20 protein-coding genes are annotated in these 16,837 nt (G+C 68.2%); 12 read left to right on the top strand and 8 right to left on the bottom strand.

The annotated features are described in order from the left end of the window. Positions 1-69: 69 nt before the first annotated feature. Both AC1DNF_RS32950 and AC1DNF_RS32945 read left to right on the top strand, forming a co-directional pair. Positions 70-804: an oxygen-binding di-iron domain-containing protein gene (locus tag AC1DNF_RS32950; RefSeq protein WP_478152869.1), complete on the top strand. Its 735-nt coding sequence runs from the start codon at positions 70-72 to the stop codon at positions 802-804. Positions 805-891: 87 nt separating this feature from the next. Then, positions 892-1,839 (top strand): AEC family transporter, encoded by a 948-nt coding sequence (locus AC1DNF_RS32945; RefSeq protein ID WP_478152868.1) that lies wholly within the window; start codon positions 892-894, stop codon positions 1,837-1,839. Positions 1,840-1,848: 9 nt separating this feature from the next. Here the strand turns inward: AC1DNF_RS32945 and pdxH are convergent, their stop codons facing one another. Next, positions 1,849-2,514 (bottom strand): pyridoxamine 5'-phosphate oxidase, encoded by a 666-nt coding sequence (gene pdxH / locus AC1DNF_RS32940; RefSeq protein ID WP_478152882.1) that lies wholly within the window; start codon positions 2,512-2,514, stop codon positions 1,849-1,851. A gap of 37 nt (positions 2,515-2,551) precedes the next feature. Between pdxH and AC1DNF_RS32935 the strand changes: the two genes are divergently transcribed. Next, entirely contained in the window at positions 2,552-3,127 is a 576-nt protein-coding gene (locus tag AC1DNF_RS32935) for a nucleotidyltransferase family protein (RefSeq protein ID WP_478152867.1), read from the top strand. On the opposite strand, the gene AC1DNF_RS32930 is transcribed toward AC1DNF_RS32935, so the two are convergent. Together AC1DNF_RS32930 and AC1DNF_RS32925 are read right to left on the bottom strand one after the other, a co-directional pair. Continuing rightward, complete coding sequence (locus tag AC1DNF_RS32930) at positions 3,114-3,656, bottom strand: superoxide dismutase family protein (protein WP_478152866.1); 543 nt, start codon at positions 3,654-3,656, stop codon at positions 3,114-3,116. The two genes, AC1DNF_RS32935 and AC1DNF_RS32930, sit on opposite strands and share 14 nt — an antisense overlap. Positions 3,657-3,661: 5 nt before the next feature. Further along, positions 3,662-4,345 carry a gamma-glutamylcyclotransferase gene (locus AC1DNF_RS32925; protein WP_478152865.1) on the bottom strand — a complete coding sequence of 228 codons (684 nt, stop codon included), beginning with the start codon at positions 4,343-4,345 and terminating at the stop codon, positions 3,662-3,664. A 120-nt stretch (positions 4,346-4,465) separates the two neighbouring features. On the opposite strand from AC1DNF_RS32925, the gene AC1DNF_RS32920 reads away from it, so the two are divergent. The 4 genes from AC1DNF_RS32920 (at position 4,466) to AC1DNF_RS32905 (ending at position 8,332) form a co-directional block, all read left to right on the top strand. Further along, the gene (locus AC1DNF_RS32920; protein WP_478152864.1) at positions 4,466-4,999 is read left to right on the top strand and encodes an OmpA family protein; all 534 of its coding nucleotides are present in this window, start codon (positions 4,466-4,468) and stop codon (positions 4,997-4,999) included. A 128-nt stretch (positions 5,000-5,127) separates the two neighbouring features. Continuing rightward, a complete protein-coding gene (gene edd, locus AC1DNF_RS32915) occupies positions 5,128-6,966 on the top strand; it encodes a phosphogluconate dehydratase (RefSeq protein WP_478152863.1) in 1,839 nt (612 codons plus the stop codon). Beyond that, positions 6,957-7,598, top strand: a complete 642-nt coding sequence (eda, locus tag AC1DNF_RS32910; RefSeq protein ID WP_478152862.1) for a bifunctional 4-hydroxy-2-oxoglutarate aldolase/2-dehydro-3-deoxy-phosphogluconate aldolase — start codon at positions 6,957-6,959, stop codon at positions 7,596-7,598. The genes edd and eda overlap by 10 nt, the downstream gene beginning before the upstream one ends. Positions 7,599-7,606: 8 nt before the next feature. After that, on the top strand, positions 7,607-8,332 hold the full coding sequence (locus tag AC1DNF_RS32905) for a haloacid dehalogenase type II (RefSeq protein ID WP_478152881.1): 726 nt from the start codon (positions 7,607-7,609) through the stop codon (positions 8,330-8,332). 12 nt (positions 8,333-8,344) lie between these two features. On the opposite strand, the gene gloA is transcribed toward AC1DNF_RS32905, so the two are convergent. Next, entirely contained in the window at positions 8,345-8,755 is a 411-nt protein-coding gene (gene gloA, locus AC1DNF_RS32900) for a lactoylglutathione lyase (RefSeq protein ID WP_478152861.1), read from the bottom strand. A 162-nt stretch (positions 8,756-8,917) separates the two neighbouring features. Between gloA and AC1DNF_RS32895 the strand changes: the two genes are divergently transcribed. After that, the gene (locus tag AC1DNF_RS32895) at positions 8,918-9,115 is read left to right on the top strand and encodes a hypothetical protein (protein WP_478152860.1); all 198 of its coding nucleotides are present in this window, start codon (positions 8,918-8,920) and stop codon (positions 9,113-9,115) included. A 27-nt stretch (positions 9,116-9,142) separates the two neighbouring features. Beyond that, a complete protein-coding gene (locus AC1DNF_RS32890) occupies positions 9,143-11,344 on the top strand; it encodes a phosphocholine-specific phospholipase C (protein WP_478152859.1) in 2,202 nt (733 codons plus the stop codon). A 31-nt stretch (positions 11,345-11,375) separates the two neighbouring features. Here the strand turns inward: AC1DNF_RS32890 and AC1DNF_RS32885 are convergent, their stop codons facing one another. From AC1DNF_RS32885 to AC1DNF_RS32875, 3 genes are all read right to left on the bottom strand, one after another. Next, positions 11,376-11,582 carry a hypothetical protein gene (locus tag AC1DNF_RS32885; protein ID WP_477925690.1) on the bottom strand — a complete coding sequence of 69 codons (207 nt, stop codon included), beginning with the start codon at positions 11,580-11,582 and terminating at the stop codon, positions 11,376-11,378. Positions 11,583-11,609: 27 nt separating this feature from the next. Next, positions 11,610-12,431, bottom strand: a complete 822-nt coding sequence (locus AC1DNF_RS32880) for an ATP-binding protein (RefSeq protein WP_478152858.1) — start codon at positions 12,429-12,431, stop codon at positions 11,610-11,612. A gap of 274 nt (positions 12,432-12,705) precedes the next feature. Further along, on the bottom strand, positions 12,706-13,404 hold the full coding sequence (locus tag AC1DNF_RS32875) for a Rossmann-fold NAD(P)-binding domain-containing protein (RefSeq protein WP_478152857.1): 699 nt from the start codon (positions 13,402-13,404) through the stop codon (positions 12,706-12,708). A 215-nt stretch (positions 13,405-13,619) separates the two neighbouring features. On the opposite strand from AC1DNF_RS32875, the gene AC1DNF_RS32870 reads away from it, so the two are divergent. Then, entirely contained in the window at positions 13,620-14,237 is a 618-nt protein-coding gene (locus AC1DNF_RS32870; protein ID WP_478152856.1) for a LexA family protein, read from the top strand. Positions 14,238-14,297: 60 nt separating this feature from the next. Here the strand turns inward: AC1DNF_RS32870 and AC1DNF_RS32865 are convergent, their stop codons facing one another. Then, positions 14,298-14,687, bottom strand: a complete 390-nt coding sequence (locus tag AC1DNF_RS32865) for a helix-turn-helix domain-containing protein (protein ID WP_478152855.1) — start codon at positions 14,685-14,687, stop codon at positions 14,298-14,300. Between the two features lie 330 nt (positions 14,688-15,017). On the opposite strand from AC1DNF_RS32865, the gene AC1DNF_RS32860 reads away from it, so the two are divergent. Together AC1DNF_RS32860 and AC1DNF_RS32855 are read left to right on the top strand one after the other, a co-directional pair. Then, positions 15,018-15,416, top strand: a complete 399-nt coding sequence (locus AC1DNF_RS32860; RefSeq protein ID WP_478152854.1) for a hypothetical protein — start codon at positions 15,018-15,020, stop codon at positions 15,414-15,416. 1,031 nt (positions 15,417-16,447) lie between these two features. Further along, positions 16,448-16,837, top strand: a 390-nt coding sequence (locus AC1DNF_RS32855; protein WP_478152853.1) for a hypothetical protein, incomplete at its 3' end; no start/stop codon positions are given.

Below are 16,837 nucleotides of genomic sequence, written 5' to 3'. Positions count from 1 at the left end.
TCTTCCCAAGGTGCGCGAAATCGGCGAGAGTACCGGTGTCCGTTTCGTGCAACCCTGCGTGAGGTCACTATGGTCACCAACCCCGAGTCAGGCACCAGCGCCGAGGAAATCGGCGACGGCATCTACCGCATCAACACGCCGATCGCGCTCCCTGGCGGGCAGGCCTTCAGCTTCAACCAGTACCTCGTCGTGGACGACGAAGCGCTGCTCTTTCACACCGGCCCGCGCAAGCTCTTCCCGCTGGTGAGCGAAGCGGTCGGCCGCGTGATCCCGCTCGAGAGGCTGCGCTACATCGGCCTGTCGCATGTGGAAGCCGACGAATGCGGCGCGATGAACGAGTTCCTCGCGGTCGCGCCGCAGGCCGTCCCCCTGTGCGGCCAGGTCGCGGCCATGGTGTCGATGAACGACTTGGCCGATCGCGCCCCGCGGGCGCTCGCCGATGGCGAGCTGCTCCCGCTGGGCCGGCACACGATGCGCTGGTTCGACACCCCGCACATGCCGCACGCCTGGGAGTGCGGGCTGATGATGGACGTGTCGACGCGCACCTTCTTCTGCGGCGACCTGCTCACGCAGCCCGGCAGCGGCGACATCGCACTGACCGAGGGCGACATCCTCGGCCCCAGCGAGGCGTTCCGCAAGGCGATGGACTACTTCGCGCACGCGCCGCACACCGCGGCGGTGCTGGAGCGATTGGCCGGCGAGAAGCCGCAGACGCTGGCATGCATGCATGGCAGTGCCTGGCGCGGCGACGGCGCTTCGCTGCTTCGCGAACTGGCGCGCTCGGTGGCCAGCGTGGCGCACTGAAAGGCCTGGATGCGCGAACGCGGGGTGCGGCGGGCGCCGTGTCGACGCCGTGCGTGGAGGTACTGGCGGGTTGAGTATCCTCGCCCGGTGAATTCTTCCGTCCTTTCCTCCCTCCTGCCCGTCGTCCTCCTCATCGCGGCGGGCTTCCTGACGGGGCGGCGCGGCTGGGTGCGCGGCGCCGCGATCAAGGACCTGTCGAACCTCATCTTCATGCTGCTCGCGCCGGCCCTGCTGTTCCGCTCGATGAGCACCGTGCATGTGGAGCAGCTCAGCCTGCGGCCGGTCGCCGCCTACTTCCTCGGGGCCGGGCTGATCTTCGCCGCCACGATGCTGTGGCGCGGCTTCAACCGCACCGCCGCGGTGATCGCGCTGGCCAACACCTACAGCAACACCGTGATGATCGGCATCGCGCTGGTCGGCCTGGCCTACGGGCCCGAGGGCATGGTGGTGCTGCTCACGCTGATCTCGCTGCACTCGCTGGTGCTGCTGACCAGCGCGACCGTGGTGCTCGAACTCGCCGTGGCGCACGAACACGCGGCCGCGAGCGGGGAGGCGCGCCGGCCGATGATGCTCACCATCGGGCGGGCGCTGTTCAACGCCATCGTCCATCCGGTGCCGCTGCCGATCATCGCGGGGCTTGCCTTCGCGTGGAGCGGCATGCGCATGCCCGAGGTCATCGATACGCCGATCGCGCTGCTCGGGCAGGCCTTCAGCCCGGTGGCGCTGGTGATGGTGGGCATCACGCTCGGGCTGACATCGATCGGCGCGCACTGGCGCGGCGCGCTGACGCAGGCGCTGGTGAAGAACGTGGTGCATCCGCTGCTGGTGGCGGCGCTGGGCTGGCTGCTGGGCCTGCGCGGCGTGCCGCTGCAGGTGATGGTGGTGGCCGCGGCGCTGCCCATCGGCGCCAACGTGTTCCTGTTTTCGCAGCGCTACCGGGTGGCGGAAGAACTCGTCACCGCCAGCGTGGCGGTGTCGACCGTGCTGGCGCTGGTCACGCTCTCGGTCGTCATGGCCGTGGTCGGCCGGCTGTAGGCGGCGGGGTCAGGGCGCCAGCCGCTCCCGCAGCCACGCGCCGTCTTCCAGGCGGTAGCGCAGCCGGTCATGCAGGCGGCTCTTGCGGCCCTGCCAGAACTCCCAGCGGTCGGGCACCAGCCGGAAGCCGCCCCAGTGCGGTGGCCGCGGCGGCGAGAGCATGTGCCGGGCGGCCGCCACCGCCGCGTTCTTCACCAGCACGTCCCGGCCGCTGATCACTTCGCTCTGCGGGCTGGCCCAGGCGCCGATGCGCGAATCGAGCGGGCGGCTCGCGAAGTAGGCATCGCTCTCGGCGTCGCTGACCTTCTCGACCCGGCCCTCGATGCGCACCACGCGCTCCAGCTCCACCCAGTGGAACTGCAGCGCGGCCCAGGGATTGCCCGCGAGTTCCTGCCCCTTGCGGCTCTGGTAGTTGGTGTACCAGACGATGCCGCGCGCGCCGTAGCCCTTGATGAGCACGATGCGCGTCGAGGGGCGCAGGTCGCCGCCGACCGTGGCGAGGGTCATGGCATTGGGTTCGGGGACCTTCGAGTCGATGGCTTCGGCCAGCCAGCGTTCGAACTGATCGAGGGGATTCGCGGCGCTGCTGGCTTCGTCGAGCGCGGCGCGCTCGTAGCTCTTGCGCAGCTCGGCCAGGGTGTCGTTGGGAGAACTCATGGCGCCATTGTTGCCCATGCGCAGTTGCCCCTGCGCGGCGGAGATACTCGGGCGCATGAACGCACCCGCCGCCAATCGCCTGCCCACCGTGATCGTGCTCGCCTCCGGGCGCGGCGAGCGTTTTCGCGCCGCGGGCGGCAGCGGCTCCAAGCTGCAGGCGCCGCTGGCCGGCCGCACGGTGCTGGAACACACGCTCGCCGCCGTGCGCGCGAGCGGCCTGCCCTGGCACCTGGAAGACGCGGGGCATCCGGGCATGGGCGACTCCATCGCCGCCGCCGTGCGCGCCACCGCCGATGCGGCGGGCTGGCTGATCCTGCCCGGCGACCTGCCCCTGGTGCGGGCCGAGACCCTGCGCACGGTTGCGCGCGCCCTGGCGGGCCCGATCCGGGCCGCCCAGCCGAGCTACCGCGGCGAGCGCGGCCACCCGGTCGCATTCGCCGCGAGCTGCGGCGGAGCACTCGCGGCTCTCGCCGGCAACCAGGGAGCGGCGCCCGTCCTGCGTGCCCTGCGCGAGGCCGGCGCGGTCGCCGACATCGAAGTCGACGACATCGGCATCGTGACCGACATCGACACGCCCGACGCGCTGGCGCGCGCCGAGGCACTGCTCCTGCCGCGCCTCAGTTCCTCTTGATCAGGGCGCAGGCGATGCGCGGGCCCGAGTTGCCGGCCGGCTGCGTCGTGAAGTCGTCGCGGTCGCGGTGAACGACCAGTGCGCGGCCGACGATGTTGTTGGCCGCGCCTTCGGTCAGCGAGATGGAATGGTCGTCGACGCTGAAGCGCGCCACGCCGCTGCCGTCGGCCACCAGGCTCGGCAGCTCGCCCGCATGGCTGCCGGCGGCGGCGAACTTGCCGTGGATGCCGCCGGCGGGGTTGAAGTGGCCGCCCGCGGCGTTGCCGTCGGCGCCGCAGTCGCCCTTCTCGTGGATGTGGAAGCCATGCTCCGTGCGCGGCGCGAGGCCGCTCACCTCGCCGGCCACGCGCACCCCATGTTCGATGGCCGTGAAGGTCACCTTGCCCACGGTCGGGTTCGGCGAGATGGCGGCCGTCGGCGCGAGATCGGCGGTGGCGCTCGCCGGCCCCATGAGGCCCATGCCGCCGCAAGCGCTGAGCAGGCTGGCCGCGAAAAGGGCGAGGGCGGGGGCGACGAAACGACAGGGCATATCTGCTACTCCTGGGAGGATGGATCGGAAGAATCGGAGGAATCCGAAGAAGAAGGCGCAGGGTATACCGGAGCGGGCGCCTCCCCGCAATCGGCCGGCGCCGGCACCTGCTGCGTCTGCGCGAGCCGCACCAGCCGCGCCAGCGCGGCGTCGTGGATCGAGTGGCGCCTGAGCTCCAGCAGCGTCTGCTGCGCGTAGTCCAGCGAACTGCCGTAGCGGCCGACCGCGCTGCGGAAGATGTGCCGGTAGCGCTCTTCGCTCAGTTCGCCCGTGAAATTCGGGCTGCGCCGCGACAGCGTGAAGGCCAGCGCGCGCACCGTGCCGACGGCCGTGATGCAGTCGAGCCAGCGGGGATCGTAGACGCCGGTGGGCATTTCGCGCAGCCAGAGGCGGCCGAGCGTTTCCAGCCCATCCGCCGCCGGCACGCGAAACACCATGCCCCGGCAACTGCCGCCCGACAGCAGGCCGAACACGAGCCCCGGGTTGTCGACCGTGCCGCGATTGATCCTGCTCCACATCTTGAGCGCGCGGTGCCAGCCGTGCACTCGCGCGGCGTGCCGTTCGACGAAGCCGAAGTCCGGCCGCCAGATCAGCGAGCCATAGCCGAAGAGCCAGAGATCCTCGTGCCCACCCCATTCCTCGATCGCCCGATCGAGCATCGGTTGGGGGTCGCGCAAGGGCTTGGGCATCGGGTCCAGGCCGGGCGGTCCGGGGTCGCCGCCCGTGGCCGGTGGGGCGGCGCCTACAATTTGGCGGTCATGGTTCACCGCACCATTATTTACCGACCCCTCGAATACGGAGCCAGAGCCATGTCAGCTACCAGCGACGACGACAGCCAGCAGAACTTCATCCTGGCCTTTCTTTTCGGGCTGATCGCGCTCGTGATCTTCTTCGTGATCGGCATCGTGTTCTATCACAGGAGCCACTCGGCGCCAGTCCCGCCCCAGGCCGCGGCCGCGCCCGCGAGCACGGTGGCCGTGGTCACCGAAACCGTGACGGTGGTGATCCCCGACGGGGCGAGCATCCGCGTCGAGGGCGGTGTCGTGAACTTCTATTTCGCCACCGCCAGCGCCGATCTCGCGCCCGGCGCGGCCGAGGCGCTGGCCGCGGTGATCAAGGGCGTCGAGGCCGGCCGCAAGGCGCTGGTCTCGGGCTTTCACGACACGACCGGCGACGCCGCGATCAACGAACAACTCGCGAAGAAGCGCGCCGAGATGGTGCGCGACGTGCTCACCGGGCTGGGCGTGCCGGCCGACAGGATCGAGCTGCGCAAGCCGGCGGTCACCGCCGGTTCGGGCAACGACGCGCAGGCGCGCCGGGTCGAGGTGACACTGGTCGATTGAGAGGCCCGGGCGTCGTCCCACCCGCAAGGAAAGGGGCAGGCCGCGCGGCGACGGTCTTGCCGGCTTGGTACGATGCATCCCCACGCCACCGGCGTGCGTAGCCCCACTTCACCGTGATGAAGCATGCCATGACGACCCACCCCACAGTCCGCGACGTCACCGATCGCATCCGCGAGCGCAGCCGTACGCTGCGCGGCGCCTACCTGCAGCGCCTGGCCGAGACCAGGAACCGCGACCGCGGCTCCGACCGCATGGGCTGTGCCAACGTCGCGCATGCCGTGGCGGGCATCCCGGCCAACGACAAGTTCAAGGTGGTTACCGAACGCGCGCCCAACATCGGCATCGTCACCGCCTACAACGACATGCTCTCCGCGCACGCCCCCTACCAGGGCTATCCCGACATCGTCAAGCATGAGGCCCGGCGCCTCGGCGCGACGGCCCAGGTCGCCGGCGGCGTGCCCGCCATGTGCGACGGCGTCACGCAGGGCACGCCCGGCATGGAGCTGAGCCTGTTCAGCCGCGACGTGATCGCGATGAGCACGGCGGTGGCCCTCACCCACGACATGTTCGACGCCGCGCTGCTGCTCGGCGTGTGCGACAAGATCGTGCCGGGGCTGCTGATCGGCGCGCTCCATTTCGGCCACCTGCCGACGGTCTTCGTGCCCGCGGGGCCGATGCCTTCGGGCATGTCGAACAGCGCCAAGTCCAAGGTCCGCGAGCAGGCGGCGCAGGGGCTGGTGGGCCGCAAGGGCCTGATGGAGGCCGAGATGGCCGCCTATCACTCGCAAGGCACCTGTACCTTCTACGGCACGGCCAATAGCAACCAGATGCTGCTGGAGGCCATGGGCCTGCATGTGCCGGGCACCGCCTTCATCCAGCCCGGGGATTCGATGCGCGAGGCGCTCACGCGCGAAGCGGTGCGCACGGTGCTCGGCCGCGCCGGCGACAGCGCCCATGCCGTCGCGCCCATCGGCGAACTGGTCGACGAGCGCACCATCGTCAACGCCATGGCCGCCCTGCTCGCCACCGGCGGCTCGACCAACCACCTGATCCACTGGGTCGCCGTCGCACGCGCCGCGGGCATCCTCATCGACTGGAACGACTTCTCCGAACTCTCGGACGTGGTGCCCCTGCTCACGCGGGTCTATCCGAACGGCAGCGCGGACGTCAACGAGTTCCAGGCCGCGGGCGGGCCGGGCTTCGTGATCGGCGAGCTGCTCGACGCCGGACTGATGCACGCCGACGTGCTGACCGTGCGCGCCGGCGGCATCCGCGAATTCGCGAACATCCCCACGCTGGCCGGCGCCCCGTCGGAAGCGCACGCGCTCCAGTGGCACGCCGCCGCGCCGTCGAAGAACGATGCAGTGGCGCGGCCGGTCTCCGCGCCCTTCAGCGCCACCGGCGGCCTCAAGCTGCTCGGCGGCAACCTCGGGCGCAGCGTGATCAAGGTGTCCTCGGTGCCCGACGACCGCCATGTCATCGAGGCGCCGGCGCGCGTGTTCGATTCGCAGGCCGCGTTGCAGCAGGCCTTCAACGCCGGCGAGCTCGAACGCGACGTGGTCTGCGTGGTGCGCTGGCAGGGGCCGCAGGCCAACGGCATGCCCGAACTGCACAAGCTCACGCCGCCGCTGTCGGTGCTGCAGGGCAAGGGCTTTCGCGTGGCGCTCGTCACCGATGGCCGCATGAGCGGCGCATCCGGCAAGGTGCCCGCCGCCATCCACGTGTCGCCCGAGGCCGCGGCCGGCGGCCCGCTCGCCAAGGTGCGCGACGGCGACCTGATCCGCCTCGACTCCGTGGCCGGCACGCTCACCGTGCTGCTGCCGGAAGACGAATGGGCCGCGCGCACGAACGCCACGCTGCCCGAAGAACTACGCGCCGCCAACGGATTCGGTCTCGGCCGCGATCTGTTTGCCGGCATGCGCCGCAATGCGCTGACCGCTGAAGAAGGAGCCTGCACATGGCTGTGAACAAGACATTGACCGCGCTGGAAGTGATGCGCGACGCGCCGGTGATCCCGGTGATCGTCCTGCACGACGTGAAGGACGCGGTGCCGCTGGCGCGCGCCCTCGTGGCGGGCGGCATCCGCATGCTCGAAGTGACCCTGCGCACGCGCGAGGCGCTCGAATGCATCGAGATCATCGCCAAGGAAGTGCCCGAGGCCGTCGCCGGCGCCGGCACCATCCGCAGCGCCGCCGATGCGCAGGCCTCGGCGCTCGCCGGCGCGAAGTTCGGCGTGAGTCCGGGCTATACGCGTGCCGTCGGCCGGGCCTGCCATGACCTCGGCCTGCCGCTGCTGCCCGGCGTCGCCACCGGCAGCGAGATCATGCTGGCCCAGGAAGACGGCCTGACCGAACTCAAGTTCTTCCCGGCCGTGCAGGCCGGCGGCCTCGCGATGCTCAAGGCATGGCAGGGGCCCTTCGGCGACATCAGGTTCTGCCCCACGGGCGGCATCACCGCGGCCAACGCGAACGAGTTCCTGGCGCTGTCCAACGTCGCCTGCGTGGGCGGCTCGTGGATCGTGCCGACCGACGCCATCGCCGCCGGCGACTGGGCGCGCATCGAGGCCCTGGCACGCGAGGCCAGCCAGCTCCCGCGATGAGCACGCCGATGGGCGCGGACGTCGATGCCGGCGAACTCAAGGTCATCGCCTTCGACGTCTTCGGCACCGTGGTCGACTGGCATGGCGGCATCGCCGCCGAGGTCGAGCGCGCGCTGCCGGGCGTTGACGGCAGTGCCTTCGCGCTGGCGTGGCGCGCCGGCTACCAGCCCGCGATGAAGAGCGTCATGGAGCGGCTCGCGGCCGGCGAGGGCGGCTTCACGCTGATCGACGAGCTGCACATGGGCATCCTCCAGGACGTGCTGCGCGAGTTCGGCGTGGACGACCTCGACGTGGCGAAGAAGCGCGATCTCAACAAGGCCTGGCACCGGCTGCCGGCATGGCCGGATGCGGTCGAAGGCCTCACGCGGCTCAAGCGCAAGTACATCATCTGCTCGCTCTCCAACGCCAACATCGGCCTGCTGACCGAGATGGCCAAGCGCGCCGGCCTGCCGTGGGATTGCGTGCTCTCGGCCGAAGTGTTCAAGGCCTACAAGCCCGACCCGCGCACCTACCTGGGCGTGGCCGGCGTGTTCGACGTGACGCCCAACCAGGTCATGCTGGCGGCGGCGCACCACGACGACCTCGCGGCCGCGCGCGTGTGCGGCTTGCGCACCGCCTACATCGAGCGGCCGCTGGAGTTCGGCGCCGCGCGTCCGAAAGATGTCTCGCCCCGGCCCGACAACACGCTGCACGCGCGCGACATCATCGCGCTCGCGGAACTGCTCGGCTGCTGAGCGGGCGGGGCCTCAGCGCAGGCCGCCGCCGGCGGCGCCTTCCGCGCGCTGGATCAGCTCGATCTTGTAGCCGTCGGGATCGGTCACGAACGCGATCACGGTGGTGCCGCCCTTCACGGGGCCGGCTTCGCGCGTGACGTTGCCGCCCGCGGCCTTGATCTTCTCGCAGGCCGCGTAGGCATCGGGCACGCCCAGCGCGATGTGGCCGTAGGCCGTGCCCATCTCATAGCGCTCGGTGCCCCAGTTGTAGGTCAGCTCGATCTCGGCCTGGGCCGGGTTGCCCTCGTAGCCGACGAAGGCAAGGCTGTACTTGTACTCCGGGTTCTCGGACCTGCGCAGCAGCTGCATGCCGAGCACCTGGGTGTAGAAATCGATCGAGCGCTGCAGATCGCCAACGCGCAGCATGGTGTGGAGGAGTCGCATCGGGGGGTCCTGCGTGGTTGTTGCGCGCCTATTCTCGCGCCTGTTTCGCGCAGCCGTCGTGAACGGCGATCCGCGCCGGCGTCATGCCCATGACATGCCCGCTGTCTAGCCTTCGGACCCGGCCGATCCCCACCCATCCCTGACAACCCGAGGACCTTTCCCATGTCCATGCACACAGCCGTTTTCCTGTTGCGCGCCATCACGGGCGCGTTGATCGTCGCCTGTGCTCTCGCCGCCTGCGGCGGCGGCGGCAGCGAGGGCGCTGGAGCCCCCGCCGCGACCGGCGGCACCGGTGCCGCCGCCCAGAAGGCCGACACCTCGTTGGCGTCCGACACGCCCGAAGTGCACTACGCACCCTGACGCCACAAGAACGAGGAGAAGAAGACCATGAACTCGCGCCGCAAATTCCTACAAGGCACCGCCACCACCGGCATCGCCGCCGCCACGCTCGCCGCCTTTCCGCCGAGCATCCGCCGCGCGCTCGCGATTCCCGCGCACAACGAGACCGGCACCATCCAGGATGTGAAGCACATCGTCATCCTGACGCAGGAGAACCGCTCCTTCGACCAATACTTCGGCACGCTGCCCGGCGTGCGAGGCTTCGGCGACCGCTTCACCATTCCGCTGCCCGACGGCCGCAGCGTCTGGCAGCAGAACGACGCCACCGGCCAGCCCGTGCTGCCCTACCACCTGGACGGCAGCAAGGGCAACGCGCAGCGCGCGAGCGGCACCCCGCACAGCTGGGCCGACAGCCAGAACGCCTGGGACGGCGGCCGCCTGAGCCAGTGGCCGCGCTACAAGACCGCCGGCGCCATGACCTACTTCGAGCAGGCCGAACTGCCCTTCCAGTTCGCGCTGGCCAACGCCTTCACGCTGTGCGATGCCTACCACTGCGCCATGCACACGGGCACCAACTCCAACCGCATGTTCCTGTGGACCGGCACCAACGGCCCGACCGCCGCGGGCGTGGCCTCGCTGAACAACGAATGGGATTCCATCGACGCCTCGACCCTCGGCTACGAATGGAAGACCTACCCCGAGCGCCTGCAGGCGGCCAAGGTCAGCTGGATCGTCTACCAGAACATGCCCGACAACTTCGGCGACAACCCGCTGGCCGGCTTCAAGCAATACCGCAAGGCCAACGAAGCCTCCGGCAAGCCGGTGAGCAACGACGCCCTCTCGCCCGCCTACGACCCGGCCAGCGACGACGCCGGCAACCCGCTCTACAAGGGCATCGCCAACACCATGCCCGGCGACATCGCGGATGCGCAGACCTACTTCGACCGCTTCCGCGACGACGTCAGGAACGGCAAGCTGCCGCAGGTGTCCTGGCTCATCGCGCCGGCCACCTATTCCGAGCACCCCGGCCCTTCGAGCCCGGTGCAGGGCGCCTGGTACATCCAGGAGACGCTCGATGCGCTCACGGCCGTGCCCGAGGTCTGGAGCAAGACCGTGCTGCTGGTCAACTTCGACGAGAACGACGGCTATTTCGATCACGTTCCCTCGCCCTCGGCGCCCTCGCTCAATCCCGACGGAACGCCCGCGGGCAAGACCACGCTGCGAGAGTCCGAAGTGGCCTTCGAGCGCTTCACTCATCCGAACCCGCCCGGCACGACGAACCAGCCGCAGCCCGACGGCCGCGTCTACGGCCCTGGCATGCGGGTGCCGATGTACGTGATCTCGCCCTGGAGCCGCGGCGGCTGGGTCAACTCGCAGGTCTTCGACCACAGCTCCGTGCTGCGCTTCATCGAGAAGCGCTTCGGCGTCAAGGAGCCCAACATCAGCCCCTTCCGCCGCGCCGTGTGCGGCGATCTGATGAGCGCCTTCAACTTCGAGCGGCCCAACGACGAGATCCTGCCGACGCTGCCGGGGCGAAAGACCAAGCTCGAAGCCGACACCCTGCGCGCCGACCAGGAGAAGCTCGCCAGGATCATGCCCCCCGCCAATCCCCTGCTGCCCGTCCAGCCGACCGGCACCCGGCCTTCGCGCGCGCTGCCCTACGAGCTGCACGTGAGCGCGCGCGCCGATGCGCTGCACGGCAGGGTGCGACTCGTGTTCGCCAACACCGGCAAGGCCGCGGCGGTGTTCCACGTGTACGACAAGCTCAACCTCGGCCGGCTGCCCCGCCGCTACATGGTGGAGGCGCAGGAGCGGCTCGAGGACGACTGGGCCGCGATGACCGACAACGCCGGCCTCTACGACCTCTGGGTGCTGGGGCCCAACGGCTTCCACCGCCACTTCAAGGGCGACCTCAACCGCCTGCGCGCCCGCAATGCTCCCGAGCCCGAAGTGCGCGTCGGCTACGACGTGCATCGCGGCGACATCTACCTGAAGCTGCGCAACGAAGGCGAGCGGAGCTGCGTGTTCACGATCCAGGCCATGGCCTACCGGCATGACGGCCCGTGGATCGTGCGCGTCAAGGGCAACGGCGACGAGGAGCAGCACTGGAGCATCGACGACAGCGGCTACTGGTATGACTTTGCCGTGACCTGCGACGCGGACCCGAGCTACTACCGCCGCTTCGCCGGCCGGGTCGAAACCGGTCGGCATTCGGTCAGCGATCCGGCGATGGGCCAGCCGCGCGCCTGAGCCGAGGACCCGCGCGACTTCGCATGCGCGATCAGGCGTCGCGCGGGCTCAGGCCCGTGGAGAACGTCTCGAGCGCGGCGAAGCCGCCATCCAGCGCCTGGTCGAAGTCCGGGAAGCTGTCCGATGACTCGGCAATGCATTCCACCGTGCCGCTGTCGTGTCGCTTCATCAGCTTCCAGGTGAACTCGCCCGAAGCGAGTTGCTGAACGGTCACGGTGAGAAGGCGGCGCTGGTTCATCGGGGACGGCCTCGTCACCGGACACGCTCAATTCACGGGCAATTGCAGGGCAACCTTCGTGCCCTGGCCCGGCCTGGAGTGAATCGACATCTGGCCGCCGGACTGCACGGCGAATCCTTCGACCGCGGCCAGCCCCATTCCGGCAAAGCGATCGCAGCGTTTGCTCGTGAAGAACGGCGCGCTTGCCTGGCGCAGGACTTCTTCGCTCATGCCTGTGCCGGTGTCGGTGGCCACGATCATGACCATCGGCTCGCCCGAGTCCGCGCGGGCCGCCGAAGCCGAAAACCCGAGGATGCCGCCCTTCGGCATGGCGTCCCGGGCGTTGAGGGCCAGGTGGATCAAGGCCGACTCCAGGGCCCTCGAATCGCCCCTGGCCGGCGGACAGTCGTGCGGAACCTGCACCCTGACATCGATTCGCTGGTCCAGCGACAGCCGCAGCAGGTGGGCCAGAGAGCTGAGGAAGGGCAGGAGCACGATCCGCGTGGGCACCAGTGTCTGGTGGCAGGCGAACGCGTCCAGGTCGACACAAAGCTGGGCCACGCGGCGCCGAGCCGGGGTGACGCGTGCATGCGCGGCGACGCCGTGTTCGCCCTCGGCAGGATCGTCGTCGCCGTTGCCGCTTTCAGTCTCCAGCCGCAGCATTCGCAACGCGGCCGCGAGATCCCGTGCCGCCTCGCGCGCCGAGAAGCGTCCATCCACGCCCGCGGGCCTCGCTCCATCCGCACCGCCTGAAGAAGGCTGGTCGTCGCTCACTGTCAGGTCGAATAGCGCTTCCCGCACGGCCTCCAGCGCACCCCGGTCCAGGCGCGAGACATCATTGGGTTGCCCGCCAAGAGGAGATGCGCGCATCTGGATCGAATTTCGCAGCCGCTCGAAGGCGACTGCCCATCGTAGCCTGGGACCAGGCTCTGCTCCGTGGGGCATCAATTCGCTCCCTTGGTAGTCGTTTCGGGACTGTCGGATATCGACTGCCGTCCGACGGGCGCCTCAGAAAATATAGCACCGATAGCAAATCTATCCCCGAATTGCGGGGAATTTCACGCAGATGCATCCCAGGAGCGAATTGCGTCGTGCGCCAGCCGCGTGAATGCACCGACACGCGAGGCCGTTCGATCCAGCTCACTCAGCTGCCGATGAGCGTTGAAATCAGGATGGCCTGGGCAACGTAGCGATAGTTCTCGTCTCGCTCGGCCTCGTCGATCGGGCCTGCCGGCGCATGGAGCGTCCAGTGCACGGGATCCGTTGCGTCAACCAGGAGGGCTGCGTCGTGGGCCGCTTGCGGCGAACTCGCCGTGATCGTCAGGCCGATGCCCAGCAGCTCTGCCAGCCGCACGAAGGCGTCGCCGCGCTGGGTGAACGCATCGCCGGCAAAGAGCACCGTTGCACCGCCGTCCTCTCGTGCGCGATGCTCGCAAATGCTCATCAGGTCCGCCAAGGCCCTCATCGGATGCTCCGGGCCGTCGAGACCGCTGTAGACGGGAATGCCCGCATGCCTTGCGATGCTCTCCGCGACGCCGGCCGGCATCTCGTCGCAATCGACGGCATCGTAGAGGCGCCCGAGCATCCGGGCGATGGCGGGCAACTCGTTCTCCAGAGGCCGCAGCAACTCGCCGAGGCGGACCTTGACGACCCGGGCGCCAAGGTCGAGACCGGCGCGATGGACGATGCAGCTTTCCGGTTCGGAGGGCGCCCAGCGCAGCAGTCCGATGTTCTTGTCCATCAATTGCGGCCTCGCATTGCCCTTGAGCGCGGATGCCTTCAGCCGACGCGCGACATCGAAGATGCGGCACAGTTCTCCCGCCGCGAGGCCTTGGCTCGGCATGTGGGGGCCATCATCGACAGGGAAGCGCTGCATCGAAGGCGAGGCTAGCGCGGACGTGGCCGCCGACATTGAGCGGCGTCAAGCCGGGCGCGAATTTCCCCTTCCATCTGCCTGCTCGCAAGGCCTGTCGCCCGACGGCATGCGCTATCGTTCGCTGACAGATCGTCTATCGCCGATTAAACTTCTATCGTCATGAGCGCATAGCCTTGTGACTTATGAGCAGTCACAAACTGATCCGAGAAGGGCGCCGTAGCCTCGGGATGAGCGAGCAGCAGTTTGCTGAAGCCGTCGGAGTGAGTCGCGGAGCGGTTCAACAATGGGAAAAACCAGGCGGGACGGCGCCCAAACGCAGCAACCAGCAACGTGTCGCGGCGTTGCTGGGCATCTCTGTTGCCGAATTGGTCTCGGGCGGTTCGAACATCAGCAAAGGCTTCGACATGCGCGCTGAGGTGCCGTTGGTTTCCGAGGTCGAGGCGGGAAACTACACGGTCATCGACAACTTCAAGCCACGGGGAAAGTTCGACACCGTGCCCGTGACCGTTCCGATCAAGCGCCACACCTACGCGCTGCGTGTGCATGGCGACAGCATGGTGAGCGAGGCTGTGGATTCGTTCCCGGATGGTTCGCTCATCATCGTCGAGCCCGAGATGGAGGCATTGCCCGGCGACTTCGTCATCGCGCTCAACGAAGCCAACCAGACGACCTTCAAGCAGCTCATCAAGGACGGCGGGGACTACTACCTCAAGCCATTGAACACGCGCTACCCCATCAAGCCGCTCGGCAAGGCGAGGGTGATCGGGGTGGTTCGCGAATTCACGAAGCGGTTTCGATGAGTTCGGCTTGAATACATCTCGATCGGCAACGCTGCACAGGACGGCTGCGTTGATGTGTTCTCAGGCGTGATCTTGCCCATTGGGTGTTGCGCTCGCCAGGGCGCCGAGTACGGCCTTGCGAACTTCGTCCGTCGAGGCGCGCCAATGGGCCAGCAATGTTCGTTCTTCTGAAGTCAACGCAAGAGGTTCAGCCTCTCCGCCGCCTAGAAGATGATTGAGGTCGGCGCCGAGATCGCGGCGCATGGCGAGCAGCGAGCTGCCATCCGGCAGCCTCTTGCCTGTCTCCCATCCCGTTATCGACTTCCGATCGACACCCAACCGCAGAGCGAGGTCGGCCTGCGTCAGCTTGCCTCTGAGCCTCTGGATGCGCTTGCCCACCTCTGCATACGGCGATTCCGATTGGGTCATAAATTGCCCTTGTAAATGGGAAAAAAATTGCCCATAATCCATTCACACAAGTTCTCAAACCCGTGCGTCAATGCCAATTGACGCACCCAAACCAGGATGCAGAGATGTCCCTCAGAACCCGGGATAAGACCCGCGATGAATTCACGCGCACGGGCTCTGGTCGTGCGGCGTCTTGACGCACACGCCCGGCACCGCCGCACACCCTGCTTCTTCATCGGAGAGCGAAGCGTCTCCCGAACTCGGCTCGCCTGACTGGCTGCGGCTCGAGCTCACACGCAACTCATTGATCTTACAGACGGAATCGTAGTGATTCAGGAGCCTGCGCCACCCGCATAAGCGTGAGCAGAGACCTCATACAGACAGGCCGCGATCATGGACTACACCATCACCGAAGACGAATGGAACACGGTCGACGCCGTGCGCGGCCAACTGGGCCTGGTCAGTGGACTGCTCGCGGCCACGGGTTCCCACCCGTCGTTGTACGAAGCCGCCGACCTCTGCGACTTCCTCGCCGCGCAGTGCGATGCGCTGAAGGCCGTCCTCCACGCCGTCGAGGAGCGCCACGAGGCGACGCGTGATGAGGACACGCGGCTGACCTGGATCGACTGGTCGAACGCCCTGCGGATTCTCGGCGGCACGCGGAGTTTCTCTGCCTATGCGGAGCGATCCATCACGGACAAGCTGGTACGGCACGCGCAGGTCCACCCCGACATGCAGCACGTGCTGGATGTGTGGATCGAGGCGCTGGCGACCCGGGAGGAGCCGGGTTAGGCGGCTCGCGCCGATTCGGCGGACGGTCTCGCCCTTGCTGTGGGGCGGTAGATATCGGCAGGCGAGCGTCTTTTGTATAGCTTGTCGTTGCGCTGCAACGGGAATATTTCACGAATTCCGGTTCTTTCGTGCCTCCAGACTGAGGGGGCCGAACGCTTCAAAGGCGTGGTCTTTCGCCCTGGCGAGTTCGAAAACCTAATCCCAGCAACAGCTTTCTCAAAGAGCTTGAAGTCGTTTCTTGCGGTGTAACCGGGGTCCTGGCCCCGCACTGTAGAAAAAAGCTCAACTTGTAAGAAGTGGTTGCTTACGTGACGATTCTTATATGCCGTTTGTTATTTCAATGGCGAGGAATCGACGTGAACGTAATTAAGACTTCTGCTCTACATGCGCTGATCCTGTCCAGCCTGGCTGCTTGCGGCGGAGGCGGGGGGAGTACCGGCGGAGGTTCGCCTGCTGTTGCTGCGGATGCGACCGGCACCACGGTCGCGGACACGGCGGGTACTGCGGTCGCTGACATTGGGGCAACAAGCGCCAAGACCAGAGTCAGAGCGCCAGCCCCCGCACCGGCACCCGCTCCGGCACCGGCACCGGCACCCGCTCCCGCACCGGCGCCGGCACCAGCGCCTGCGCCCACGGGTTATGTGCAAGTAGCCGCTGAGGGCCAGATATTCAAGCTGTCGAGCTATGTCGATGTGCGCTTCGGCAGCGGCAGCAATTGGGTGCAGAGAGGTGTGCCCGCCAATGTGGCAGTGATGTGTAGCGCCGACGTATTTGGAAACCCCGGCGTGCCTGCCCCGCGCGTTTGCCAGGCACCCGCACCCGCTCCGGCACCTGCACCCGCACCCGCACCCGCACCTGCACCTGCACCTGCACCTGCACCTGCACCTGCACCGGCCCCGGCCCCAGCCCCAGCCCCAGCCCCAGCACCCGCACCCGCACCCGCACCCGCACCGGCCCCGGCCCCAGCACCCGCACCCGCACCCGCACCCGCACCCGCACCGGCCCCGGCACCCGCACCCGCACCCGCACCCGTGTCGGGCGACGTCGTCGATACCTCCGGCAATGTGGTCGCGGCCAACTACGTTGGCATGGCCGCCCAACTGAGCACGGACGCCGGCATCGCCTATCGCTTCGGCCCCGATGCCGCGTCCTACGGCGTGAGCAGCACCGGCCTGCCGACGCTGTTCAAGCGCGCCGACACCCAGCTCGGTGGTTCGGCGCCCGCGTACCAGTTCTACTGGCAGGTGGGCGGGCTGCCTGGCAGCAGCCCTGGCGCGTACTCCACGAACCAGTCCAACTCGGTGTTCGTGGCCGACAACGCGTCGCTGAACGTGGGCGTGACCGATTTCCAGGTCTCGGGCTACATGTACAACACCTTCGCGCAGTCGCCCCAGCTCAGCTGGACCATGACCGCGGCGCCC

The organism is Variovorax sp. 01T432 (assembly GCF_056398605.1).
Note: the sequence above shows the minus strand (reverse complement) of the source record. Positions and strands in the feature narration are given on the sequence as shown.